Here is a 24,205-nt window from a genome sequence, read left to right as displayed (position 1 = left end):
GGGTGGCACGCTCAGCGCCCCGCGAACTCCACGATGGGCACGTTCAGCGCCCCGCTATCGCGCCGGGCGTGCGTCGACAAGCATGCGGCGCATTCCTGCACGGTTCATTTCGATCCGTGTACGCCGGTACGCGCCCCCGGGTCAGCGCCTCGGCAGGGTCAGCTCGAACCACACGGTTGCTCCACGATGCCCCGGACCACGCCCAGCTCGACCAAGTCCTGTGGCCGGATGTGGAGTTGGTCCGCCGTGGCGTGCACCTCGCTCGTCGGGCGCTTGAGGATCGCGGCCGCGAGCTCCGGCGCGATGACGGAGAAGTAACTGTCCGGCGTGGCCCAGGTGTTGCCGGGCGCGGCCAGCGCGAGCGCGCCGCCCGAGCCGCCCTCGCCGATCACCAGGGTGGTGACGGGCGTACGGGCGGTGGCCACCGCGGCGAACAGGTCAGCGATCGCCGAGCCCGCGCCCTGCCGCTCGGCCTGAGCGTCGTTGGCGGCGCCCGGGGTGTCCACCAGCGTCAGGACGGGGACGCCGAGCCGGCCGGCGAGCCGGATCAGCCGGGCGGCGGTGCGGTATCCGGCGGGGCGGGTCGCGGTCCCGCACTGGGCGGCGTACGCCACGGTCCGCCCCGCGGGTCCCGAACCGAACCCGCACAGCATGCCGTCGTCGCTGCCGCCGCAACGGTCGCCGCTGATCGCGGCGCGGCGCGAGAAGTAGGCGTCCAGGTAGGCGGCGGCCCGGGGGCGTTCGGGGGAGCGGGCGTGCCGGACGGCGTCCCAGCCGGTGGCGGGGAGGCCGGGGGCGCCGAGGGCGGGCGGCGGAGGGACGGGCTCGACCTCGACCTCGGACTTGGACTTGGACTTGGACGTGGACTTGGAGTCGGACTTGGACTTCGAGTCGGGCCCGGACTCTGCGTCGGGCTCGGACTTTGGCTCGGCCTCGCCCCCGGCTTCGGCCGCGGGTGCGCTCAGCAGGGCCAGCCACAGCGCCAGTGTCTCCCGCAGCTCCTCCTCCCGTACGACGGCGTCCACCGCGCCCGCCGCCACCTGGGCCTCGGCCGTGTACGCCGCCGGGTCCGCGCCGGGCGGGCGGACCCGGGAGCCGGCGAAGCCGACCTGGGAGCCGGGCAGCGCCAGGGTCACGTCGGCGCCCGCACCCAGCGTCGCCCAACCACCGCCCGTCGTCGGATCCCGCAGCACGGCGATCTGCGGCAGCCCCGCCTCCCTGGCGAGCGCCGACTGCCGTGCCACGCGCTGGAGCTGGGTGAGCGCGAGCATGCCCTCCTGCATCCGGCTGCCCCCCGTCGCGACGAGCGAGACGACCGGCAGGCGGTGCTCACGGGCGTGGGTGTAGGCCGCCTCGACGCGGTCGCCGGTGCGTTCGCCGAGCGAGCCGCCGAGGTAGCCGAACTCGAAGGCGATCAGTACGGCGCGGGTGCCACCGATGACCGCGGTGCCGCAGACGACGGACTCGTCCTCGCCGGTACGGGTGACGGCGCGGCGGCGCGAGTCGTCGTACCCCTGCCAGGACAACGGACCATCCGGCTTGAACACCCGCATGGGTACGGGCAGTTCACGAAAGTCGTCGCCGGCCAGGGCGATGGCCTCGCGGGCGGAGAAACGCTCAGTCATGCTTCGGGGCCTTTGTGACGGCGTCGGGGAGGGCTCGCTTGAGAATCTTGCCCATGTCGTTGCGCGGCAGCGACGTGAGGAAGCGCACGGTCCGCGGGCGTTTGTGCGGGGCGAGGCGGCGGGCCACATGGTCGGCCAACTCCTCGGCGGCGGGCGGGGCTTCGGGATCGGCGGGGACGATCCAGGCCACGATCCGCTCGCCCAGGTCCTCGTCGGGCTCACCGGTGACGGCGGCCTCGTGCACGGACGGATGCTCGAGCAGCGCGTTCTCGATCTCTCCGGCGCCGATCTTGTAGCCGCCGCTCTTGATCAGGTCGGTGGCCTTGCGGCCCACGATGCGTACCGAGCCGTCGGGGTCGACGACCGCCATGTCGCCGGTGCGGAACCAGCCGTCCTCGGTGAACGCGGCGGCGGTCGCGTCGGGCCGGTTCAGGTACTCGGTGAAGAGGTTCGGCCCCCGGACCTGGATCTCGCCGACGGTCTCGCCGTCATACGTGCCGGTGGGAGTGCCGTCGGCGTCGTACGAGGCGATCGTCGTCCCGTCCTCCTCGACGAGCCGCACGCCGACGCCGGGCAGCGGCACTCCGACGGTGCCGGGCCGGGGTTCCCCGTCCGCCCGCACGCTGGTGTTCATGAGGGTCTCGGTCATGCCGTACCGCTCGAGGACCCGGCGTCCGGTCGCGGCCGTGATCCGCTCGTGGTCGTGCACCGGCAGCGCGGCGGAACCGGACACGAGCAGCCGTGCCCCGCCGAGTGCCTCGGCCAGTTCGGTGTCCTCGACCAGCGCCTCGGCGAGCCGGTGGTACATGGTCGGCACCCCGAACAGCATCGTCGCGCCCGTGCCCAGCTCCCGCGCCACGCCCTCCGCGCTGAACCTGCCCAGATGCCGCACCGCCGCGCCGCGCCGCAGCGGGCCGAGGATGCCCAGGATCAGCCCGTGCACATGGAAGAGCGGCAGCCCGTGCACGAGCACGTCGTCGCCGGTCCACTGCCAGGCGTCGGCCAGCGCGTCCAGGGTCGAGGCGATGGCGCGTCGCGGGATGACGGCACCCTTGGGCGGGCCGGTGGTGCCGGAGGTGTAGACGATGAGGGCGGGGGCGGCGGGGTCGTCCGGTTCGGTGTCGGGGCGTGCGGGGATGCCGGGGCTTGGGCGGGTGTCCTGACCGGCGACTCCCACCTGGACGTCGACGCGCTCCAAGTCGCTCACAGGAGCGGGAAGCTCGACGCCCGGCTCGACCAGTACCAGCGACGGCGCGCTGTCGCCCAGAATGTGCCCCAGTTCGCCCTCCCCCGACTTGGGGTTGAGCGGCACGGCGGGCACCCCGGCGAGCAGCGCGGCGACGACCCCGACGGCGGTCTCCAGGGACGGCGTCGCCCACACGGCGACCCTCTCCCGGCCGTCGAGCCGCGCGGCCAGCTCACCCGCCGAGGCGGCGAGCTCCGCGTACGTCAGTGACCGGTCGCCGAAACGCAGGGCGGGCCGCCGTGCGGTCGAACCGCTGACCAGGGCGGGAAAGAGGGAGGACACGCGGGGTACTCCTTGCCGTAGGGACCTGCTGGCGGACGTACTGCCGATGACAGTCACCACCCTGTCTTTCGTGCAGGGTGCCCGGTCCTTCAGGGCCGGGGTGAATGCGGGCTCCCGCAGAGCGGGGCAGGGATGGACGAGTCGCCGTCAGGGTGATTCGTAGTCTCCATCCACGGACTTGAGGGCGATGTTAGTTGGTGGTGACGGCGAGTTGAGGGCCCCGTGGTCGGGGGTTGCCCTGGAAGGCAGGGCATGTCGGTCACTCGCACGGGTGATGTTGATCGATGACGTGCGCGGGAGGGGAACTGGGTGGCTAGGTTCGTGGCATGTAGCGGGAGCGATCGTTCTTGAATCGGGAACGATCGTTCGGAAAGCATGGCGCGGGCCCCGCAGGGGACCGTAGTCTCGGCCCACAGCGTGACAATTTGACGGATCAACTGCCGGGAGTGCATGGGTGAGTGCGTCGCTGCCTCCTCTTCGCGAGACACTCGCGCGTCTCGACGCGCACATCGCCGAGAAGGGCCTCGATCGCGGGGAGTTCCTCGACGTACGGGAGTTGTCGAGAAGAACGGCCCTGACCGAGGGAGAGGTCCGGGCGCTCCTCGACGGCGCGGGGGTGCTCGACGACAAGGTCGACGACCGCATCCGCGGACGCGTCCGCGTGCTGTACGAGGCGTATCTCGACGAGAGCGGGAAGCGGCCCGCCGATGTGTGCCGGGACGTCGCCGGGCGGCTCGGGATCAGTGACAAATGGGCCCGCAGTCTGCTCAACGGCGACAAGATGCCGAACGTGCCCGACCTCACCCGGCTCGCGGAGTTCTTCCGGATCGAGGAGGGCACGAAGTTCTTCACCGATCCGGCCCCCGTCGTCCTGAACGGCGCACTTCAGCGTGTCGTCGGTGAGCTGGCGGGCGGCGTCGAGGACGGGCCGCTGCTCAGGTTCACGCTCAAGCACGGAGTCGTCACCCTCGCCCTGCGGGGCCGGCGGCTGACGCCCCGCAAGCAGGAGGCGCTCGCGCTCATGCTCGAGGGTCTGCTGAGCGGCGAGAGCGAGGAGGTGGATCGATGAGGCCTTTCCACACCGTGTGGAAGCGCGCCGCCGCTCTCCTCTCCCGCCGGGCCGACTCCGAGATGCGCGGCCTCGCCGTCGAACTCACCCGCGCGCTGAAGAAGCGACTCGACGCGCCCGTGGACGTACGGGAGTTGGCCGAAGCCCTCTGCCAGGAGATGAGCCGGCGCCGCGACGACCGCCCCATCCAGCTCCGCTTCGAGCGCTTCCCCGACGAGATCGAAGTCACGGGTCTGTGGATGGAGTTCCACGAATTCGACCTCGTCATCGTCGAGGAACGGGCGGAGACGGTGCAGCAACTCGTCATCCTTGGACATGAGTTGTGGCACATGATGGCGGGGCACTCCCACTCCCACCACCACTACGCGGGTGCGGCGGCCGCCGCCGGCGCGCTGTCGGACGACCCCGGCTGGCAGGAGATCGCGCTCACCGTCGCCGCCCGCAACGGCTCGCACGAGGCCGACGAGGCCGAGGCGGAGGACTTCGGCCTGCACCTCGCCAGCGTCTTCCGCTCCTGGGTGACCGGCCCGCGGACGAAGAGCCCCGTCGACCCGGTCGGACAGGCCATCCAGGCCTCCCTGGGCTACCGCGGACCCCAGGACTGACCGGCGATGAATCCTTCCCGCTTCTTCGCCGGGCTCTACATCTCCTTCTGGATCCCGACGGCCGTCCTCACCGCCGCGCTGGCGATCAAACTGCCCAGCATCGTCAAGCTGTGGAAGGACCCGCTGCTGCGTGCCGTCGGCGGCCTGCTCGTCCTCGCCTGCGGCGTCTTCGTCTTCGCGGCACCGGCGACCATCGCCTGGACCAATGGCGTCACCGGCGTACCGAACATCGCGGCCCCGCTGGTCTACAGCCTCATCACCGCGTTCTGCGGCGCCTGCCTGCTCATGATCACCGCCTGGCGCAACGGCATCTCCGACCGCTCCGGCGCCACCCGCCGCGCCACCCGCTGGGTGGTCACCGTCTACGCGAGCGTGATCGTCGCGCTGTGGGTGCTGTTCGCGCTCGCCGACGTTCCCGTCGAGCGGATACGGGACCTCGACACGTACTACGCCAACACCCCTTTCATGCGCGAAGAGATCGTGCTCTACCTGCTCGCGCACACCGCGGCCGCCCTGATCACGTCCAAGCTGATCTGGAACTGGATCCGCACCGGCGGACTCGACGTCTGGCTGCGCGGCGGTCTGAAGTTCCTCGGCGTCGGCTACGCGATGAACCTGCTCTACGACGGTTCCAAGTTCTCCGCCGTCGTCGCCCGCTGGACCGGCCACGATCTCGACTGGCTCAGCACCGGGCTCGCCCCGCCGGTCGCCTCCCTCTCCGCCATCCTCATCGCGGTCGGCTTCATCCTTCCGCACACCGGCCAGTATCTGCACCGCCGGGTCCGCACCCGGCTCGGCCACTGGCACCTGCGCCCCCTGTACCGCCTGATGGGGACCGTCACGGGCGGCGGACGCGTCCCCTTCAGGCTCCGTGCCAGCCCCGAACTGCGCCTGACGCGCCGTGAGACGTTCATCCGGGACGCGCTGCTGCACCTGTCCCGGTTCATCGACGAGGACCTCCGGCGGAAGGCGTACGACGCCGCCCTCGGCCTCGGCTTCGAGGACGGCCGGGCGGGGGCCCTCGCCCACGCCGTGACCATCCAGGACGCCATCGCGACCAGGCAGCGCACCCGCCAGGACGACGACGCCGCCGCGTCCCTCGACACGCCGGACACGGAGAACCTGCTGGCGGAGATCGATGCCGTGTCCCGGGCGCTGCGCCACCCCGCCGACATCAGGGCGGTACGCGAGGCCGCGGCCGTCGCGGCGCAGAGCGTGCCCGCCTCACCCTGAGTCAGCCGAGCCCCTGACCCCGTCGGCCCCCACCACGTCCGCCACCACGCAGCTCACGTTGTCGGGCCCGCCGCCGTCGATCGCGGCTTCGACGAGGGACCGGACCGCCGCGTCGGGAGCCGAGGCCGAGCCCAGCAGCCGCCGGAGCTCCTCGTCCGCCACGACGGTGGAGAGCCCGTCCGAGCAGAGCAGATAGCGATCCCCGGGCAGGGCGTCGCACAACCGCAGATCGGGTACGACCGCGTCGGCGCCGCCTGTGAGTGCCTTCAGGAGCAGGGCGCGTTGGGGATGGACGGTGGCTTCCTCCGGAGTGAGCCGGCCCTCGTCGATCATCGACTGGACCGTGGTGTGGTCGTGCGTGATCCGGAACAGCTCGCCGTCGCGCAGCAGATAGGCGCGGGAGTCGCCGATGTGGACCAGTCCGAGCTGGGATCCGGTCCACACCATGGCGGTGAGGGTGGTGCCGTCGTCCTTGCCCGGCACGGCGTCCTGGACGGCCCGCGCCGCCCCCCGCACCGCGTCCTCCAGAAGGTTGAGGACGCTCCCGCCCGGAAGGGGTTCGCCGTCCAGGGACTTCAGGGCCTCCACGGCCGCCGTACTGGCGGGCCCGCCGCTCGTGCCGAAGCCGTCGGCCACGGCGAGGACGTGGGCGCCCGCGTGGGCCGTGTCCTGGTTGGCCGGGCGGACCAGACCGGTGTCGGAGAGCGCGGAGTACCGGAGTTCGAGCATGGTGGTGTCCTTCCTCGACGTGTGCGATGTGCACGAGAGGTGATCCACGAGGAACGCCACGAGCTCCCGCCGGCCGGCGGTCTCGGCCTCGACCCGCGCCCAGTAGGCACGGATCTCCCGCGCGGCGGACGCGCCGTCCAGAGTGCACACCTGGCGGATCCGGGCCAGCGGCATCCCGATCCGGCGCAGCCACGCCACCAGGCGCGCCCGCTCCAGCTGTGCGACCGCGTAGTACCGGTACCCGGTCTCCGGGTCGACCCGGGCGGGCCGCAGCAGCTCCAGCTCGTCGTAGAGCCGCAGCGCCTTCGGCGACAGCCGGCACGCCTTCGCGAACGCCCGGATCGTCAGCATCTCCATGCGCCCACCCGTGGTCGTGTCATGCCCGTCATGCGTTCCTCGTTCCGCCACCGATGCTGCGGCTTCACCGAAGGTGAAGGTCAAATGGGTTGCCGAAGTTCCCCCGGCGGTTGTTAGCCTCCCCGGGGATCAGCCGTTACGAGGATGGAGTCCGCTGTGGCCCGCACCGCCGCCGCCCGCGCCCGTATCGCACTCGCCACCTACCGGCCCGAGGAGGGCGCGGAGAGCCTGGACCGGGATCTGCCCGTGCTGAGGGCGGCCCTGGAGGACGCCGGGGCGGAGGCCGGCATCGGGTACTGGGACGATCCGGACGTCGACTGGGGGGCCTTCGACCTCGTGGTGATCCGGTCCACCTGGGACTACAGCTGGCGGGTGGCGGAGTTCGTGGCGTGGGCCGAGCGGTGCGGGAAGCTGACGCGGCTCGCGAACCCTGCGGCGGTGGTGCGGTGGAACACCGACAAGCGGTACGTCGGCGATCTCGCGGAGGCGGGGGTGCCCACCGTGCCGACCCGGTACCTCGCGCCGGGTGAGCCCGCGGAGTTTCCCGACGACCGCGAGTACGTCGTGAAGCCCACCTCCGGCGCGGGTGCGCGGCTCGCCGCCCGCTACCGTCCCGAGGAGCGGGAGACGGCCCTGCGACAGCTGGAGCGGATGCACGACCGGGGGCTGACCGCCATGGTCCAGCCCTACCTGACCAGCATCGACACCGCCGGTGAACGCGCCCTCCAGTTCTACGGCGGCCGCTTCCTGCACGCCAGCCGCAAGGCCGCCGTCCTCGAACCCGGCACGGCCTACGACGCGGACAAGGTCGCGCACCCCCGCCTGGAGCCCTGGCAGCCGACCCCGGCCGAACTCGCCGTCGCGGAGCGCGCGCTGGCGGCCGTACCGGAGCGGACGGACGGCTCGGAGCTGCTCTACGCCCGCGTCGACCTCGTCGACGGCGACGACGGGAACCCGAGCGTCATGGAGCTGGAGCTCGTCGAGCCGAACCTGTTTCTGTGGCTGCATCCGGGTTCGGTGCCTGTGGTCGCGGAGGCGATCGTCAAGGCTGCTGCCCTTTGACGCCGACCCGTTGCAGCAGCCCCCACGTGAACTCCGCCGCGCACTCCCGCGGCATCCCCGACGTGTCCGGGGCCGTGAACGCCAGCCCCCAGCGCGTCGGGGCCGTGCCCTCCAGAGGGCGGGCGGGGGCGAACGCGTGGGCGACCTCGTCGACCGTGCAGGACCAGGGGGTGAGGTCGTCGAGGGTTTCCAGCCGGGGGCTCGGGGCGCCCGGGGCGCGGACCAGCCACTCGTTCCAGGCGACGCCGTTCGGGGCGACGAGGACCTCGAAGCGGAGGTCGGGCCAGAGGGGGACGGGCCAGAGCAGGGCCTCGCAGGCCAGGTCGCCGATCCGGCGCGGGGTGACGGACTCCGGGGCGCCGAGGATCGAGCGGTAGCGGGAGGTCGCCGCCCGCGAGCGGGGGGCGTGCAGCATCGCCTGCCAGCGGCGGTTCGCCTCGCGCATGTCGGCGATCGAGACGCCCAGCTCGTGGCGGGCGTCCTCGACGAGGCCGGGGTTGTGGTCGGCCATGCGGCGCAGCAGGACCAGTTGGAAGTCGAGCGGGGTGAAGGGGCTAGCGGGTCGCTTGGCGGGCATGGGGTCCATGGTCGCGTATCGGGAGGGAGCCCGGTCGGCGGCCGTCCGGGAGGAACAGGACCGAGTTGACGTAACGGGGGCCGCGCGGGGGCAGGACGCGGCGCAGCAGGCCCTGGGTGACCACGTGGGAGGTGCGCGCCTGGTGGGCCTCCAGCGGGAAGGTCGCCAGGGGCAGCCAGGTGGTCGCGGGCAGGACCCAGCCCGTGTAGCCGCGCTGGGTGAGATGACCGACCACGGGGGCGATCGGCTGGATTCGGGACTCCAGTTCGATGAAGAGGGCCGGGCGGTCGCGGGTCAGGAGGGCCTCCGCGCCGCGCAGGACGGCGAGTTCGTTGCCGTCCACGTCGATCTTGACGAAGTCGACTTCGTGGAGGCCCAGGCTGTCGAGGGTCACGCAGGGGACCTCCAGCGCGCGGGCGTGGATGTCCCGGCGGACCAGGGACGACACGCCCCGGTCGCCCGCGTCGTCCGGCGGGAGCCAGAGCCGCGCCGTGCCCGGGCGGTCGGAGGCGGCGGCACGGACCACTCGCACGTTGCAGGGGGAGGTGGCGCAGAGGAGTCCGGCCAGGTGGGGGACCGGTTCGACGGTCACCACGCGGTGGGCCAGGGCCGAAAGACGGTGGGTCCAGGGGCCGTACCACCCGCCCACGTCCACCGCCGTGCCGCAGCCCGGTGGGCAGAGGTCCGCGAGCCGGCCCAGTTCGGGTTCGAAGCGCGGGTAGACCAGCCGGGCGGTCGCCGCGACGAGGCGGGTGGGGACGTGGGGAGCGAGCCGGGCGGCCCAGGTCCTCGTCATGGCATCATCCGCTTGCGGAGTTCCTCGTGCTCGTCCTCCGTGACCTGCTCCCCGGAGGACGGCAGCAGCTGCGGGATGCCGTCGACGATCGGGTAGCGGCGGCGCAGGCGCGGGTTGTACAGCGCCTCCCCAGCGCTCGGTTCCGTCCCGGAGTTCGGCGCCTCGTCGTCACTCAGGGGCAGCAGGTGCAGTGGGCCCTTGTCCAGCGGGCAGGCCAGGATCTTCAGCAGCGGGTCGTCGGGGTTCATGGTGGCGTCAGCTCCTTGGCCACGATGGGGGGTTGGGGTGCCGCGTCGTGTTTGGGCATGACCAGCAGCACGGACACCGCGAGGGCGGTGCCCGCCAGGCGCAGTGTCAGCCGCACCGGGTCGTGCGGCAGCGCCTCGCCGAACGCGAGTGTGCCGAGCACCGCCGTGAACAGGCTGGTCACCGTCGTACAGACCGGCACGATCAGCGAGGCCCGGCAGCGTTGCAGCGCCGCCTGGGACATGACCAGGCCGAACGCGCCGGTGAACAGAAGGAGATAGGGGTACGGGGAGCGGAGCACGTCGACCACCGCCCCCGCCAGGTCACTGGTCGTCAGATAACTCGACACGCCCTTGATGGCCAGCGAGCTCACCCCGTACAGCAGGCCCACCGCCACGCCGTACTCGACGCCCGTCGTCGGCATCCGGTGCCGGTGCCGCGCACGGCGCTCGGCGGCCCCGTACAGCCACAGGCCCGCCGCCAGCGACGGCAGACAGACGGTCAGGATCAGCGGCGCGGGGGCACTGCGGCTGACCCGGTCCGAGCCCTCGCGCAGGGAGAGGACCACCATCAGCAGGGCGAGCAGGATCGCGCCGAGCGCGTACCGCTCGCGGCCCGACGTCTCCTCGCCGAGCAGCCGGGCGGAGAGCAGCACCAGCAGCACGAGCCCGGAGACGAAGATGCCCTGGGCGGCGGCGATCGGCAGGGTGCGGTAGACGGCGAGCTGGGCGCCGAAGCCGGAGGCCAGCGCCAGTGAACCGCCGATCCACAGCGGGCTGCCGAGCACCAGCCGCAGCAGCCGGGCGGGGCGGCGGATGTCGACCTCGGGCAGTGCGGCGAGCGCGCGCTTCTCCAGGACGAACCCGGTGCTGTACAGGACGTTCGCCAGCAGGGCCGCGGCCACTCCCCACCACATGGGCTACGTCCTTCGGGCGTGCAGGAGCAGGATGGAGGAGAGGGCGGGCGCCGCGCAGGCCAGTCGGTCCAGGGGGCGCAGCGGACGCGGTACGCCGTGGAAGGGTGCCCCGCTCAGTCGTACGGCCTCGAAGCCCGCCGCGGTCACGAACTCCCGCAGCGCGCGGGCCGTGTAGAGCCGCAGATGGCCCACGACCTCCCGCCCCGGGCGGCCGTGGATCGCGCGCAGGCTCACCTCCGAGAAGACGGGCTGGACACCGGCGAGCAGCAGGGCGCGGTTGTACCAGGCGGCGAGGTTCGGGGTGGAGAGCATCAGATGGCCGCCGGGTCGCAGGACCCTGCGGATCTCGTCCAGGGCACTGTCCGGGTCCACGAGGTGCTCGATCACCTCGCTGAACAGGACGGCGTCGGCCGAGGCGTCTGCGAACGGCAGCCCGCCGTCGGTGAGTTCGCCGCGGATCGCGTACGGCAGCCGGGCGTGGGCGCGTCTGAGGGCGTCCTGCGACCAGTCGACGCCGACGAGACGGTGTCCGGCGAGCAGCGGTGCGGCGGTCGCGGCGGCGGTGCCGTCGCCGCAGCCGATGTCCAGCACGGTCCGCGCGCCGGCCGTGGCGGGGCCGAGCGCTGCGGCCAGCATCCGGGCCTGGCGGAGACTGCGGGGGGTGCCGGAGGCGACGGGGACGCTCGGATCCTCGTAGAAGTCGCGAAGTCCCCGGCGGGCGGCTGCCGTTGCCGAGGCGGCGGAAGGGGTGGGGGGCGAGGTCGTGGGTGTCATCGGCTGCCGTCCTCCTCCGTCGCGTGCAGATAGTGCTCGAAGAGGTCGCGGAGGTGGGCGCCGTCGCCGTGGCTGAGCAGGGTGCGCGACCAGCGCAGGGCGACGTGCAGGCGGCCCGCGGTGGACGCCGTGGTGACGGTCAGGCCGCGGGGTGTCCGGGCGGGCGCCGAGAACCACACCGCGTGCGCGCGGCCCGCCTCCGGGCCGAAGTCCAGCGCGTACGGGATGCGGCCGATGTTGCTCAGCAGCGCGGTCGACGTCCAGGGGCCGACCGCGCGGCGCAGACCCCGGGTGAGGGCGGCGCGCCAGGCGACCGGGACCACGGGGGCGGTCAGGAGGGCCGCGCCATGGCCGAGTTGGGGCCGGGACAGCGACTTGAGCGCACGGGTCCGCTCCGCCGTACGGCGCAGCAGTTCACCGATCCGTCCGGCGTCCAACTCCTCCACCGTGAAGGGGACTTCGACGAGTCGCGTCCCGTTGCCGATGGGCATGTCCGTGCCGCGGGGGCGGTCGTCGACCGGCATCGTGATGCGCAGGGGGCGCGGGCGGGCGCCGTGTTCCCTGTTCCAGTGCGTGATCATCAGGGCGGTGGCCGCCATGAGCTGGTCGTTCACGGTGTACGGGGAGCCCTTGGGGCGGTGCGGGACGCCGAGTTCGGTGACGAGGAGGCCGTTTCCGGGTGAGGGCTCCGGGGTGCCGTGGGCCACCCGGGCGGGCGGGGTCCAGGTGGACGGGGTGTCGACCTGCACGGCTTTCGCCTCCGCCTCGGGTGGTCGTACGGGTGGTGCGGTCGGGGAGTTGTCCTTGCCGCCGTACAGCTCCGCGGCGGTGGCGAGGACGCGGAGGCAGGCGGGGCCGTCGAGGGCGGTGTGGTTGACGGTGAGGAAGAGGACGGTGCCCTTGGGACGGGGGCCGGTATGGGTACGGGGCGCGGCGCTTCGGCGCGGCGCCGTACCCACCGCGTCCGTCGCCTCGCTGCCGACGGGCGGGCCCGCGCCGTCGACCACCTCCAGGCGGATGGGAGGCGAGGCGGACAGTGGCGGGGCGGTCAGCAGGGCGCGGGTCCGTGCGTGCTGGAGGGCGCCTGGGCCCGGTGGGGGGAAGGAGACGACCTCCAGGTCCGGATCGGGGGTGAGTTCCCACTCGTAGCGGCGGCGGTACCAGGGGCCCGCGGCCTCGCGCATCAGGATGCGGGGGTGCCGGTGCAGGGCCTCGGTGAACGCCGAGGTGAGGCGGGCGGGGTCCAGGTGGCCGGGGAGGTGGACCTCGATGTGGACGGTCTCGGGTTCCTCCTCCTGGAGACAGTGCCGGGAGACCTCGTCCACGACGGGGAACGGCACGCGGGCGGGGGGCCGGGACGGTCCGTCGGTACCGTCCCGTGCCGGGTGTTCCAGCGCGGTCATCGGGGTTCGTCCCTTCCCGTGTCGTCGTCCGCCGGGTTCCCCGCCTTGCGGAAGGCGATCCGTGCGGTGGGTGGATCGACCTCGCCCGCACCCGCGTCACCGGCGCCCGCCTCGCGCGGGGCGGAACCCGGGCCGCGTGCGGAGATGGTCGGGCTGGAGGCACGGTCGGGCCCAGGGGCCGGGGGCTCGGCTCCGGCTTGTGCGGTGCCCCGCCCGGTTCCGCGAGTCGGCGTCTCTCCGAGCGGCTTGGTCTGCGTGCCGGGTTTCTCCCCGGGGGACGTGGTTTCCGGGTCGGGCTTCTCCGCCACCGCCCCGGGGCCGCCGTTCTCGCCGCGGCGGCGTCGGGGGAGCGGTGCCGTCGGGGCCTCGGAGCCCGGGGGCGGGCCGGGCTGGAGGGCCGGGCGGGAGCCCCGGGGTGTCGCTCCGGAGGGCTCCTGGACGCTCACCAACGCGGCGAACAACCCGATCAACGCCAGCAACTGTGCCGCGGGCCCGAACGCGCCCTCGCTCGCGCCCGGTGGCGACCCGGCGCCCGTGGCGGCGGCGATCCCCGCCCCGGTGAGCGCGAGGAACGCGATCGGTACGAGGAGCGCGTGCCGTTTCCACGCGAGCAGCGCCAGCGCGGGTACCAGCAGCGCGAACGGTCCCGCGACGACCACGCCCACCAGCGTGAGCGCCACCGTGCCGAGCCAGAGCCCGGCGTCCGGCGCAGTCGGCTGCGGTTCGTCGGTGTTGGCCTCGCGGCGGCGCCACAGCACGAGGCCCGCGAGAGCCGCCACGCCGATCCCGCCGCCGATCAGCCCGGCCTCGTACGTCGTCGAGGGCTCGTACGACAGCTTGACCGTGCCGCCCGCCCCGGCCGGGATCTGCCAGCCCTGCTGCCAGCCGTCGAGCCGCAGGGGCGTCAGCTTCTTGCCGCCCAGCGTGGCCTGCCAGCCGTCGTTGTAGTTCTCGTACGTCGTGAGGTACGAGGCGGCGCCGGAGCCGACCTTCACCTCGCGGCGGTCGCCCAGCCAGTCCACGATCCGCAGTTCGCGCCCGGCACCGGCGGCGGCCTCGACGGTGCCACGGGTGAGGGTGACGTCCGTGACCGCGAGGGGCCCTGCGTCTCCTGCCTCGACCCGGTGCGAGCCGGATCCGAGGTCCAACGCGGGGTTCGGGGAGCCTTCTTGGCACAGCGTCAGTTGAACAGGCCGCCGTTCGGTGAGATCCCCCACCGTGCCCTTCGCGCTCGTCTCGTACAGCTTCCCGTCGACCGCGAGCGTCGGCCCCTTCCCGCAGGGCAGCGAGAACTCCTGCGTCTTCAGGGCCTGTGTGGTGCGGTACTCGGCGAGGGCCGGGAGGTACACCTCCGTCAGGCCGACCGGCAGTTGCAGGTCGGCGCCCGCGACCGGGTTGTGGAGGGTCAGCGGCGCGGTCTCGGTGACGGTGATGTCGAGGTGGTCCGTGGTGATCGGGTCGAAGCGGGCCCAGCCGTTCTCGTCGACGGCGGCCACGGTGTCCCCGTCCGGGGAGCGGATCTCGATCTTCGTCGGGCGGGTGGAGAGGCCGCCGGCCGCGGCCAGGACCATGGACGAGACAGGCTTCTTGTCGGGCCAACTCAGATGGATCGTCGGCCTGTCCCCGGCGATCCAGGCCGTGGTCAGGTTGCCGTCCGTGAGATTGCGCGCGTCGAGGCCGGGGCCGAGGTCCGTCGTGGAGTCGGCCGTCGCGACGATCCGGTTCGGCTGCCTGGGCGAGACGTCGTACAGGAGCTTGTCGAGTGCGTCGCCGGTGATCGCGACGGCGCTCGCGTTCACCTCGTACGATCCCGCCGTCGAGGTGGAGAAGGTGCGGTGCAGGCCCGCCTCCGTGCCCGTGGGGGCGAGGCCGGTGGGGTCGGTGGTGCGGTGCAGGGAGACGATCTCGGCGGCGGCGTCCGAGCCGGCGGCGTCGGTCGGGAGCTTCAGCAGGCGGGTGACCTGGACGTCCGGGAGGGCGATCTCGGAGAAGCCCGCGCCGGTGAGTCCGGCGCGCTGCGCGGTGGATCCGACGATCGTCAGCTTCATCCAACTCGTCGACCCGGCGGGCGCCTTGACGGACTGGGTCGTGCCGTCGGGTTCGAGGTAGCTGGTGGCGGAGCCCTTCTCCGTCTCCACCCGGACCCTGGTCGCCGCGGACCGCATGCCGTCCTGCGGCAGCGGGGTGACCTTGAAGGACTTCGGCATGTCCAGGGACCCCTCGAAGCGGATCCGCAGCCACTGCCCGTTCGCGGAACCGGACGCGCCCTCCGCCCACGCGGTGTCGGGGTTCCCGTCGAAGGCGTTCACGGGGTCGTACTGGGGGAGATGGAACAGCCAGTTGCCGGTGGAGGACGCGGTCACCGAGCGGGCGCCGCGCAGCTCGGCCACCGTCTGGTGCTGGATGCCCTTGGTCGGCAGGATCTGGTGCGGTTTCTTGCCGGCGTCCTGGGCGCTGCCGCTGTCGTTGCGCTGGTCGGGCGTGTACGTGTACGAGGTGTTGGAGTTGACCAGGCCGAAGCGGGTGTCGGCGCGCCGCAGCCCGTCGCCGACCACCTGGACCGCGGTGGTGCCGAGGCCGGGATGGTTGTCGCCGGTCAGGACGGCGGGGCGGCCGCGCATCGAGGGGTCGGCGGCCAGCGGCAGCAGCGCCTCGGGGCCGCCGGAGACGACGGCGGTGTCCGCGATGGCGCTCAGCCCGGCCTGTCCGGGGCGCGGTGCGCCGTTGCCCGCCGGTTCGTAGATCTCGACGGCGCGCTCGCGCGGGTAGAGACCCTCGACCTGGAGCGGGGTGTGGTGGGCGATCCGGCCGCCGGTCACGACCGGTCCGAAGCCGGTGACCCGCTGGTAGCCCGACTGTTCCAGGGTCCGCTTCACGGTCTGGGTCGGGACGTAGCCGACCTGGTCGGGGTCGAGGTCGTTGCGGACGACGACGTAGTAGAGGCCGGCCCGGCTCAGATAGTCCCCCAGGCCGGGGACGTCACTGCCGGTCATGAGCGCCTGCTCGACGGCGTCCATGGCGCGCCGGTTGCCGGGGGTGCCGAAGGGGACGTAGTCCCGCTCGGCCCAGCGGGAGTCGGCGAGCACGTCGAGGGGCTCGTCGATGGGGGAGCCCCAGGTGTAGAGGCCGTGCGCGGTGGCGGGGACGACGAGTGCACGGGAGTCGGGCGAGTACTTCTTCAGCCAGTCGGCGGTGGTCTGCCAGTACTTGGGAAGCTGCTGGAAGGAACCCGGGTTGAGGATCGACCCGTTGAGGTACGGCCAGGCGAGGCCGGGCAGGATCAGCACGGCCGTGACGAGGGGCGCGTAGCGGCGGCCGCGTACGGGGCGGGCGCCGCGTGGTTGCGCCGCGACCCCGGCGAGATGCGCGAGGCCGAACACGAGGGCCAGCGCGAGGCCCGTCTGGAACTTGTAGATGTTGCGGAAGGGGACCAGCCAGCCGTTCAGCCAGTCCTGGACGACGCCGTGGAAGGGTGCGCCGAACGCGCCGCCGTACCCCGCGAGGGTGAGGAGCGCGACCGAGAGCACGGTCAGGACCAGCCAGCGGCGCTCGGGCATGTCACGTCTGGCGAGCCCGGCGAGACCGAGTCCCGCCGCGAGCGCCGAGCAGACGATCACGATCACCGAGGCGGCGACGGTCCAGCCGGCCGGCAGCCAGGCCTCGCCGAAGTGGAGGTACGCGACCCAGTTCCCGGCGCCGCGCAGGGACTCCGTGGCCGACATGGTGGCGGTCGTGGTCCCCGAGGTCTCCACGTACGGGAGGAAGTTCTCGCCGTAGACGCCGAGCATCAGCAGCGGGATCACCCACCAGGCCGTCGCCAGGATCACGCCCGGCACCCACCAGGTGATCAGCTTGCGCTGCCGGGGTCCACGTGGACGGGACAGCAGATACAGCCCGACGGGGAGCAGCGAGGCGAGGGTCGCCGCCGCGTTCACGCCGCCCATGAAGGGGACGAGGAGCGCCGAGCGGAGGGCGGCGACGCGGGCGCTGTGGCGCTCGTCGGTGAGGGGGAGCAGGACCCAGGGGAGGAAGGCGCCGGGGAGCGCGGCGGCGGAGGTCGAGCCGACGACGATCGTGAAGACCGGCCAGAGCGCGTACGCGACGGCGGCGAGCAGCCGGGAGGAACCGTTCCCGATCCGCAGCCGTTCGGCCAGCCGCAGGGCGCCCCAGAAGGCGACGGACACGACGATCGACAGCCACAGCCGTTCCGCCAGCCACACCGGGAGGTGGATCAGCTTGCACAGGCCGTAGAACGGCAGCATCGGCCAGACGTAACCCACGTACTGGTCCTGGATGCCGCCGAAGCCGCCCCGGTCGTGCCACAACTGGCCCAGGTCGGACAGGAACTGCCAGGGGTCGAGCGCGACACCGAGCTTGGTGTCGAACGTCATGCGTCCGGGGTGCACGGCCAGGAACAGTACGAACACCACGGCCCAGAACCCCAGCAGCCAGCGCCTGGACCGCGGCCCGTGCGGGGGGCCGGACGTGGTCGAGACGGGGCGGACGGCCGCCGGGGGAGGAGCCTGGACCGTGGTCGTCATGGTGGACACCGCCGGAGGATGAGGAGGAGGTTCCAGGTGGCGAACTCCCGCAGCCCCGGCGCCCTGGTGACGGCGGAGGCGAGGATGGGCCAGTAGCGGGAGCGCGCCGAGACGACCGTGACGTCGTCGCGGGCACGCACCTGCCGCAGGGTGGTGCCGACGTGCACGGCGAAGAGGTTCTCGCCGAGGGTGTGCTTGGCGGGCTTTCCGGTACGGCGGTGATAGCGGGCCCGCGCCCGCTCCGCACCGAGGTAGTGCCAGGGCGCCCACTCGTGACCGCCCCACGGGGAGAGCCAGTTGGTGAACGAGACGTAGATCAGCCCGTCGGGCCGGGTGACGCGCACCAGTTCGCTCAGGAACGTCTGTGGATCGGCCACGTGCTCAAGGACGTTGGAGGAGAAGGTGACGTCGGCGACCCCGTCCGCGAGCGGCAGCAGATACCCGTCCGCGACGACCGCCGAGCCGTCGGGCTTCGCCCCCAACTCCCTTACGTCCGGCTCGAAGAGATACGCGTGCGCCCCGCGCCGCCGGAACTCCGCGGTGAAGTACCCGCCGCCGCCCCCGACGTCCACGACGGTACGTCCTTCGACGCCGCCGTACGCCTCGACCTGGTCGGCGGCGTCGCGGGCCAGCAACGAGTAGCAGCTCTCGGGGTCGTCCTGCTCCCGCATGAAGGCCCGGAAGAGCGTGAACGAACGCCGGAAGGAGGGGTCCTTCCATGCGGGGGGCGCGCTTTTGGCGGGGGCTCGGCGGGGTATCTCGGGGTCGCCGTCCATGGGCGTCACCTCCGCCAGGAGGCGGCCGCCTCCGTGGCCACCGCCCTGAACTGGCGGACCGTGTTGTTCCAGCGGTACTGGGCCGCGCGGTCGCGGGCGGACTTGCCCATGAGGGTGCGGCGGTGGGCGGACAGGGCGAGGGTGCACCAGGCCGCCGCGAAGGAGGACTCACCGCGGGCCAGTACACCCGTCTCGCCGTCGACCACGGAGTCGCGCAGACCGGGCACGTCGAAGGCGATCGCCGGGGTCTCGCGCGCCGCCGCCTCCGTGACCACCAGGCCCCAGCCCTCCACGGCGGAGGGATGCAGCAGCAGCCACGCGGCGCACAGCAGCCGGTGCTTCTCGGCCTCCGGGACACGCCCGGCGAACTCCACGTCGGGGCCGGCCAGTTGTTCCAGTCTCTCCCGCTCGGGGCCGTCGCCGACGATCACCAGCCGGCCTCCGGTGACGGGACGGACCCGCTCCCACAGCCGCAGGAGCAGATCGATCCGCTTGTACTCGACCAGCCTTCCCATCGCCACGAACAGCGGCTCCGGCGAGCGCTCGGCGAGCGGCCCCGGCTCCTCGACCCCGTTGTGCACGACCCGGATGCGTTCCCGCTGCACCCCGATCGCGCGCAGCGCGTGGGCCGTCGACGGTGAGACGGCGACCAGCAGATTGCCGCGCTGTGCGCCCGCCAGTGCCCAGTGTTCGAGTCTTCGGCCGATCCGGGCGGCGGGCGCCAGCGGCCCGCCGAACCGCATCCGCCACAGGTCCGTGTGGACGTGGTTGACCAGGCACAGGGTGGGGCCGTGGTGCCAGAGCGGCGCCAGGTACGGCATGCCGTTGCAGACCTCGACCAGCAGGTCGCAGCCGCCGACCTGACGGTGGAAGGCGGAGCGGGCGCGCAGGAAGTGTCCCAGGTCGCCGCCCGCCGACACGACCCGGTAGTCGTGGTAGGCCGCGGGCCCGCCGCACACCAGGGTGACCTGGTGGCCGAGCGAGGTCAGTCCCTCGGCGAGCCGGTCGACGAGGATCTCGGATCCGCCCGCGGACCGGTTTCCCAGGTCCCGGTGGGCGAGGAAGACGATGCGGCGCGGCCGTGGGGGAAGCGCCGGGAGGGACTGCGCGTCGCGCGGGACCGCGGCGCGCAGCGGGGAGGGCACGTGCTGGGGCATGGGTGCTCCAACTCGTCTCAGGGTGCGGAACTCAGCGTGGGGGGTAGGGCGTAGGGCGGGTGGGTCGCTTCGAGGGTGAATTCGCCGATCTGTGCGGGGTGAATCTGCCGGTCTGTGGGGGATGCGGGTACTGGCTGTAACGGGAGTGTGGGCGGGCTGTGCTCGGGTGGGGGTGGACAGTTTTCGCCCGGCGCTGGGAAGCTGCTACTCACCGAGGTGACAAATTCCGGGCTTTGTGGAGCTGACAGGCCATCACATCGTGAGTGGTGAAGGGGAGTTACCGGACGAACCGGGATCCCGTCGCCCTCGTACCACCAAAACGCCGCCCACGGCGGCGAGGACGAACCCGAGCACACCGGCACCTGTCGGCAATGTCTGCCCCACCAGGCGCAGTTGACCGCTCTCCTTCTTCGCCTGCTTCACCTGGTCCTTCTGGGTGGCCGTGGTGAAGGCCAGCTTGTCGGCGTCCAGGAGCAGCGTCGAGTCGTACGTGGAACCCGGGGCGCGCAGCGTCCTGCGCGGACCGACCTGGGCGTAGAGCACCCGGCCGGTGCGCTGGTCGACGACCAGCTCGATGCCGTGGTTGGAGTACCACTCCTCGGCCAGCACCTGGGGGCGACCCGGCAGGTCGACGATGCTGCCGGGCACCAGCCGGGTGCCGATCTTCGTCGGGGGGACCGTGCCGGTGAAGCGGTAACCCGTGTAGCCCTGGATCTTCTTGGTGCCCCGGTAGGCCAGCGTGATCGGTGCGCCGAGGGAGTTGTCCCACCAGCGGTACGCGTGTTTCTGCACGTCGAAGGGGAACTTGAGGTAGGCGTCGCCCTCGAAGTGCGGGCTCTCCTGGCAGCAGTGCACCGGCTGGTTGGTCTTCCGGTCGGTGACCCAGCGGTTCGGGAAGAACTCCAGCGCGTCGTACGGATCGGCCGCGGGCAGCGACTTGTCCGTGTCGACCGTCGTCGTCACGTCCCAGACGGCGCGCCCGCTGTGCTCACTGTCGGCGACATCGCCTCTGACCTGCTGGGTGATGGTGATCCGCTTGTCGTACAGGGTCTGGATCTGCGCGGTGTCGAAGTAGGCGCCCGTGCCGGTGTAGACGGCGGTCGTGTCGATGTCGATGGGATTCACGGCGGCCCGCGGTTCCACGTACCACGCGAGCATCGGGGCCAGTACGAGCAGAAACGTGCCGAGGCCGAGCAGGACCAGTGCGAAGGGTGAGGGTTTCCGGCGCATCCGGGCACTCCAGGGGCGTGAGGAGGCTCGACACACGGGTCACCACTGCTGATCACGGCCGGTCACGGCCGGTCGCGGGTGATGCAGGTGATACGGGTGGAACGCGGTGATACGGGTGCGTCGACACCAGGAGGGAAAGTGCACGTGCGGTATGGGCCGGGAACCGTACGGGCACCCTTGACGGAGTGTCAATGCATTGTCGAGACTGAGGACTTGCCGGACGGGACCGGCGAAACGGGCTGCGCGGATCACGGGAACGGGTGGGGACGACCTCCGACAGAGAGGCTCACCCTGCGATGTCCAGACTGTTGGCCGCCGCACTCACCGTCGCGGCCGCCGCCGCGCTCGCCGTGGGTGCCGCACTCGGCATCGTCGCGCTGCTCGACGCGACCCCCGACCAGCCGAACACCCCCCTGATCACGTACGAACATGCCGACCAGGAGCACTGACCGTGCCGAGGGGCGCGCCGGAGACGGACCGGAAAGCGCAGGCCGGCCACGGGACCGTCGCCATGCGCTCGGCCTGGCATGACGTTCCCCGCGCCCAGGTGCGGCAGTTCGCGGCGGTCGCCCTGGCCGAGGCGCCGGATCTCGCCGAGGAGATCCTCCGGGAGATCCGCCGCGAGTACCCGAACCTGCCCCTCGTCCTCGACGACTCCGGCGAGCCGATGGCCCTCGTCGGCATCCGCCGGGCCATCGAGGTCTTCGTGCAGCACCTGGAGACGGCGGAGGGCAGACCCCGCGTCCACCCCGAGGTCTTCCAGGAGTTCGGCCGCGGCGAGGGACTGCACGGCCGCAGCCTCGACTCACTTCAGGCGATCTACCGGCTGGGCGTACGCCTCGCCTGGCGCCGGTTCGCGGAGATCGGACAGCGGGTCGAGATCCCGCCACCGGCGATGTACGAGCTCGTCGACGCGGGATACGAGTACCTGGACGGTCTGGTGGACCAGTCCGTACGGGGTTACGCCGAGGCCGCGGCCCGGCAGGCGGGGGAGCGCCTCCGCCTCCAGCGCCGGCTGATGGAGCTGCTGCTCGCCGAGCACCACCACCGGGGCGACCCCGCCGAGGCGCTCGTCGAGCGGGCCGCGCGGATCGGCTGGCCACTGCCGGACAAGGTCGCCGTCGGGGTGCTGCTGCGGCCGGCGCGGGAGGCCGTGGCGCCCGCAGTCGGGCAGGGGGTACTGCTCGACATGGAGTACGAGCAGCCGCGGATGGTCGTGCCCGAGCCGGGCGCCGCAGGGCGGCCGGAGCTGCTGCACCGGGCGCTCACCGGCTGGTCCGGGGCGATCGGGCCGCCGGTGCCGCTGGCCGACGCGGCGAAGTCGCTGCGCTGGGCGGATGCGGCGGTACGGCTGATGGAGCGGCGGCTGCTGCCCGCCGGGGAGGTGCTCCACTGCACCGAGCACACCGAGGCCCTGGTGCTCCTCCAGCCCGAGGAGCTGATCGACGACCTCGCCCTGCGCTGCCTGGCGCCGCTCGCGCACTGCGGGCCGACGCACGGGCGGCGTCTCGCGGAGACGCTGCTGGCGTGGCTGGAGACACGCGGAGGTGCGCCGGAGGTTGCCGCGCGGCTCGGTGTCCACCCCCAGACCGTCCGCTACCGCCTCCGCCAGATCAGGGAGCTGTGGGGCGACGAGATCGACGACCCGGACCGGCGGTTCGAACTGGAGCTGGTACTCCGCGCGCAGCGTCTCCGCGGTGAGCTGGGTGATCCCCGCCCCCGCCGCTGACCTCCCGTCGCGCGCGGCCGGCTCCGCCTGCGCGCCAGTGCACTGTCACCCCCTGCACCTCACCGTTACCCACCCATTGCCCGTGCAAGAGCACTATGAGTAGCCTGTGTTCGTCATGCCGATCGGCTGTTGAAATTTCGAACATAGGGAGGGGGCCGGTTGTGGGACGCCTCGTACCTGCCGTGACCCGAGCTCTCGACATACTCGAGCTCTTCCTCGACGGGGACGGGACGCTCTCCGCCCCCGACATCGTGCGCAAGCTCCAGCTTCCCCGGACGACGGTGCACGAGCTGGTCACCACGCTCGCCGCCCGCTCGTACATCGTGCAGGTTCCCGGCCAGCCGGGACGCTACCGCCTCGGTGTGCGCCCGTACCAGCTCGGGAGCCGGTACGCCGAGCAGCTGGACCTCGCCGCCGAGGGCCAGCAGGTCGCCCGGTCCGTCGCCGAGACCTGCGACGAGACCGTCCACGTGGCGATCCTGGAGGGCACGGACGTCATATACATCGCGAAGGTCGACTCCACGCACGCCGTGCGCATGGTGTCCGCGGCGGGCCGGCGCCTGCCCGCCCACTGCACCTCCGTCGGCAAGATGCTGCTCGCCTCGCTCCCCGACGTCGAGCTGACCTCCCGTGTCCCGGACAACGCGGACCTGGTCGCGATGACGCCGAACAGCATCACCGAGCCGGGCGCCCTGCGCGAGGCCCTCGCCGAGATCCGTCGCCGCGGCGTCGCCGTGGAGAGCCGCGAGTCGAACCCGGACGTCAGCTGCGTCGCCGCTCCGGTGCGCGACCGCACGGGCCAGGTCGTCGCCGCGCTCTCCATCTCCGTACCGATGATCCGCTGGAGCGACGAGCGCCGCGTGGAGCTGGAGCAGCTCGCCGCGAAGGGTGCCGTCGAGCTGTCCGAGCGGCTCGGTCACCGGAGCGTGGTGGGATGACCGCGACGAGCGGGAAGACCAGGACGACCGGCAACACGGGCAACGCGGGCAATACGGGCAAAGCGGCCTTCGACGTCGCGGTGCGCGCCGAAGCGGCCCTCGGCGAGGGCCCGACCTGGGATCCGGACGCGCAGCGGCTGATCTGGGTGGACATCCTCGGCTCCCGGGTCCACACGTACGACCCCGTCTCCGGGTGCCGCACGGTCATGGTCACCGAGCAGCACGTGGGCGCCGCCAAGCCCCGCGCGGGCGGCGGCCTGGTCGTCAATCTGCGGGACGGCGTGGCGGCGTACGGCGGCGCCGAGGGCTTCCGGTGGCTGCACCGCGACCCCGTCCCCGGCCGCCGCGCGAACGACGCCGCGGTCGCCCCCGACGGCTCGCTGCTCTTCGGCACCATGCGCTACGACGAAGCCCCGGGCGGCGGGACCCTGTCCCGGATCACGGCCGACGGCACGGTCACCGCGATCCTCGACGACGTCGCCGTCAGCAACGGCACGGGCTGGAGCCCGGACGGCCGGCTGATGTACTACATCGACTCCCCGACCCGCCGCGTCGACGTCTTCGACGTGGGTGACGGTCGACTCCCCCTCAACAGGCGTCCGTTGGTCGTGATCGAAGAGGGTGCGGGCTGGCCCGACGGGCTCACCGTCGACGCCGAGGGCTGTGTGTGGGTGGCCCTCTGGGACGGCGGAGCGGTCCGCCGCTACACACCGGACGGCGAGCTGGACCGGGTCGTGGAACTTCCCGTCCCCCGCCCCACCGCCTGCGCCTTCGGCGGCGCGGACCTGACCGACCTGTACATCACCACGGCGCGTACGGGCCTGGAGGCGCCGCATCCGCTCTCCGGCTCGGTGCTCGTCGTCCCCGGCGCGGGGAAGGGCCTGCCGCAGCCGCCGTTCGCCGGCTGACAGTTC

21 protein-coding genes are annotated in these 24,205 nt (G+C 72.5%); 8 read left to right on the top strand and 13 right to left on the bottom strand.

Going from position 1 to position 24,205, the window contains the following annotated elements; genetic code table 11:
- Positions 1-158: 158 nt before the first annotated feature.
- Together ABZ656_RS01525 and ABZ656_RS01520 are read right to left on the bottom strand one after the other, a co-directional pair.
- Complete coding sequence (locus tag ABZ656_RS01525) at positions 159-1,625, bottom strand: carboxyl transferase domain-containing protein (protein ID WP_360263401.1); 1,467 nt, start codon at positions 1,623-1,625, stop codon at positions 159-161.
- Positions 1,618-3,153 carry an acyl-CoA synthetase gene (locus ABZ656_RS01520; RefSeq protein ID WP_360263398.1) on the bottom strand — a complete coding sequence of 512 codons (1,536 nt, stop codon included), beginning with the start codon at positions 3,151-3,153 and terminating at the stop codon, positions 1,618-1,620. The genes ABZ656_RS01525 and ABZ656_RS01520 overlap by 8 nt, the downstream gene beginning before the upstream one ends.
- 454 nt (positions 3,154-3,607) lie before the next feature.
- On the opposite strand from ABZ656_RS01520, the gene ABZ656_RS01515 reads away from it, so the two are divergent.
- Genes ABZ656_RS01515 through ABZ656_RS01505 form a run of 3 tightly spaced genes read left to right on the top strand, consistent with a single transcriptional unit; the run spans position 3,608 to position 6,060 of the window.
- Complete coding sequence (locus ABZ656_RS01515) at positions 3,608-4,222, top strand: transcriptional regulator (RefSeq protein ID WP_360263395.1); 615 nt, start codon at positions 3,608-3,610, stop codon at positions 4,220-4,222.
- Complete coding sequence (locus ABZ656_RS01510) at positions 4,219-4,827, top strand: toxin-antitoxin system, toxin component family protein (protein WP_360263392.1); 609 nt, start codon at positions 4,219-4,221, stop codon at positions 4,825-4,827. The genes ABZ656_RS01515 and ABZ656_RS01510 overlap by 4 nt, the downstream gene beginning before the upstream one ends.
- Positions 4,828-4,833: 6 nt before the next feature.
- Entirely contained in the window at positions 4,834-6,060 is a 1,227-nt protein-coding gene (locus tag ABZ656_RS01505) for an MAB_1171c family putative transporter (RefSeq protein ID WP_101405323.1), read from the top strand.
- On the opposite strand, the gene ABZ656_RS01500 is transcribed toward ABZ656_RS01505, so the two are convergent.
- Positions 6,052-7,146: a MerR family transcriptional regulator gene (locus ABZ656_RS01500; RefSeq protein WP_360263388.1), complete on the bottom strand. Its 1,095-nt coding sequence runs from the start codon at positions 7,144-7,146 to the stop codon at positions 6,052-6,054. The genes ABZ656_RS01505 and ABZ656_RS01500 overlap by 9 nt on opposite strands.
- Before the next feature lie 144 nt (positions 7,147-7,290).
- Between ABZ656_RS01500 and ABZ656_RS01495 the strand changes: the two genes are divergently transcribed.
- Complete coding sequence (locus ABZ656_RS01495) at positions 7,291-8,208, top strand: hypothetical protein (RefSeq protein ID WP_360263385.1); 918 nt, start codon at positions 7,291-7,293, stop codon at positions 8,206-8,208.
- Here the strand turns inward: ABZ656_RS01495 and ABZ656_RS01490 are convergent.
- The 10 genes from ABZ656_RS01490 to ABZ656_RS01445 form a co-directional block, all read right to left on the bottom strand.
- Positions 8,189-8,794, bottom strand: a complete 606-nt coding sequence (locus ABZ656_RS01490) for a hypothetical protein (RefSeq protein WP_101405326.1) — start codon at positions 8,792-8,794, stop codon at positions 8,189-8,191. The genes ABZ656_RS01495 and ABZ656_RS01490 overlap by 20 nt on opposite strands.
- The gene (locus tag ABZ656_RS01485; RefSeq protein ID WP_101405327.1) at positions 8,763-9,581 is read right to left on the bottom strand and encodes an FkbM family methyltransferase; all 819 of its coding nucleotides are present in this window, start codon (positions 9,579-9,581) and stop codon (positions 8,763-8,765) included. The genes ABZ656_RS01490 and ABZ656_RS01485 overlap by 32 nt, the downstream gene beginning before the upstream one ends.
- Positions 9,578-9,829 (bottom strand): Trm112 family protein, encoded by a 252-nt coding sequence (locus tag ABZ656_RS01480; RefSeq protein WP_101405328.1) that lies wholly within the window; start codon positions 9,827-9,829, stop codon positions 9,578-9,580. Before ABZ656_RS01480 ends, ABZ656_RS01485 begins: the two co-directional genes overlap by 4 nt.
- Complete coding sequence (locus ABZ656_RS01475; RefSeq protein ID WP_075026885.1) at positions 9,826-10,731, bottom strand: hypothetical protein; 906 nt, start codon at positions 10,729-10,731, stop codon at positions 9,826-9,828. Before ABZ656_RS01475 ends, ABZ656_RS01480 begins: the two co-directional genes overlap by 4 nt.
- Before the next feature lie 15 nt (positions 10,732-10,746).
- Positions 10,747-11,517 carry a class I SAM-dependent methyltransferase gene (locus ABZ656_RS01470; RefSeq protein WP_101405329.1) on the bottom strand — a complete coding sequence of 257 codons (771 nt, stop codon included), beginning with the start codon at positions 11,515-11,517 and terminating at the stop codon, positions 10,747-10,749.
- The gene (locus tag ABZ656_RS01465) at positions 11,514-12,920 is read right to left on the bottom strand and encodes a condensation protein (protein WP_101405330.1); all 1,407 of its coding nucleotides are present in this window, start codon (positions 12,918-12,920) and stop codon (positions 11,514-11,516) included. Before ABZ656_RS01465 ends, ABZ656_RS01470 begins: the two co-directional genes overlap by 4 nt.
- Entirely contained in the window at positions 12,917-17,461 is a 4,545-nt protein-coding gene (locus tag ABZ656_RS01460) for an alpha-(1->3)-arabinofuranosyltransferase family protein (RefSeq protein WP_360263488.1), read from the bottom strand. Before ABZ656_RS01460 ends, ABZ656_RS01465 begins: the two co-directional genes overlap by 4 nt.
- Entirely contained in the window at positions 17,458-18,237 is a 780-nt protein-coding gene (locus ABZ656_RS01455) for a class I SAM-dependent methyltransferase (protein WP_101405332.1), read from the bottom strand. Before ABZ656_RS01455 ends, ABZ656_RS01460 begins: the two co-directional genes overlap by 4 nt.
- 5 nt (positions 18,238-18,242) lie before the next feature.
- Entirely contained in the window at positions 18,243-19,394 is a 1,152-nt protein-coding gene (locus ABZ656_RS01450) for a glycosyltransferase family 4 protein (protein WP_101405333.1), read from the bottom strand.
- Positions 19,395-19,646: 252 nt separating this feature from the next.
- Positions 19,647-20,624, bottom strand: a complete 978-nt coding sequence (locus ABZ656_RS01445; RefSeq protein WP_360263378.1) for a DUF3068 domain-containing protein — start codon at positions 20,622-20,624, stop codon at positions 19,647-19,649.
- A gap of 296 nt (positions 20,625-20,920) precedes the next feature.
- On the opposite strand from ABZ656_RS01445, the gene ABZ656_RS01440 reads away from it, so the two are divergent.
- The 4 genes from ABZ656_RS01440 to ABZ656_RS01425 all read left to right on the top strand — a co-directional run bounded on the left by ABZ656_RS01440 (position 20,921) and on the right by ABZ656_RS01425 (position 24,199).
- The gene (locus ABZ656_RS01440) at positions 20,921-21,073 is read left to right on the top strand and encodes a hypothetical protein (RefSeq protein ID WP_179858157.1); all 153 of its coding nucleotides are present in this window, start codon (positions 20,921-20,923) and stop codon (positions 21,071-21,073) included.
- Between the two features lie 62 nt (positions 21,074-21,135).
- Complete coding sequence (locus tag ABZ656_RS01435) at positions 21,136-22,353, top strand: helix-turn-helix domain-containing protein (RefSeq protein ID WP_101408161.1); 1,218 nt, start codon at positions 21,136-21,138, stop codon at positions 22,351-22,353.
- 161 nt (positions 22,354-22,514) lie between these two features.
- Complete coding sequence (locus tag ABZ656_RS01430; RefSeq protein ID WP_101405335.1) at positions 22,515-23,291, top strand: IclR family transcriptional regulator; 777 nt, start codon at positions 22,515-22,517, stop codon at positions 23,289-23,291.
- Positions 23,288-24,199 carry an SMP-30/gluconolactonase/LRE family protein gene (locus ABZ656_RS01425; RefSeq protein ID WP_360263373.1) on the top strand — a complete coding sequence of 304 codons (912 nt, stop codon included), beginning with the start codon at positions 23,288-23,290 and terminating at the stop codon, positions 24,197-24,199. The genes ABZ656_RS01430 and ABZ656_RS01425 overlap by 4 nt, the downstream gene beginning before the upstream one ends.
- Positions 24,200-24,205: the final 6 nt, after the last annotated feature.

This window comes from Streptomyces sp. NPDC007095 (genome assembly GCF_040634475.1).
GTDB lineage: Bacteria > Actinomycetota > Actinomycetes > Streptomycetales > Streptomycetaceae > Streptomyces.
Note: the sequence above shows the minus strand (reverse complement) of the source record. Positions and strands in the feature narration are given on the sequence as shown.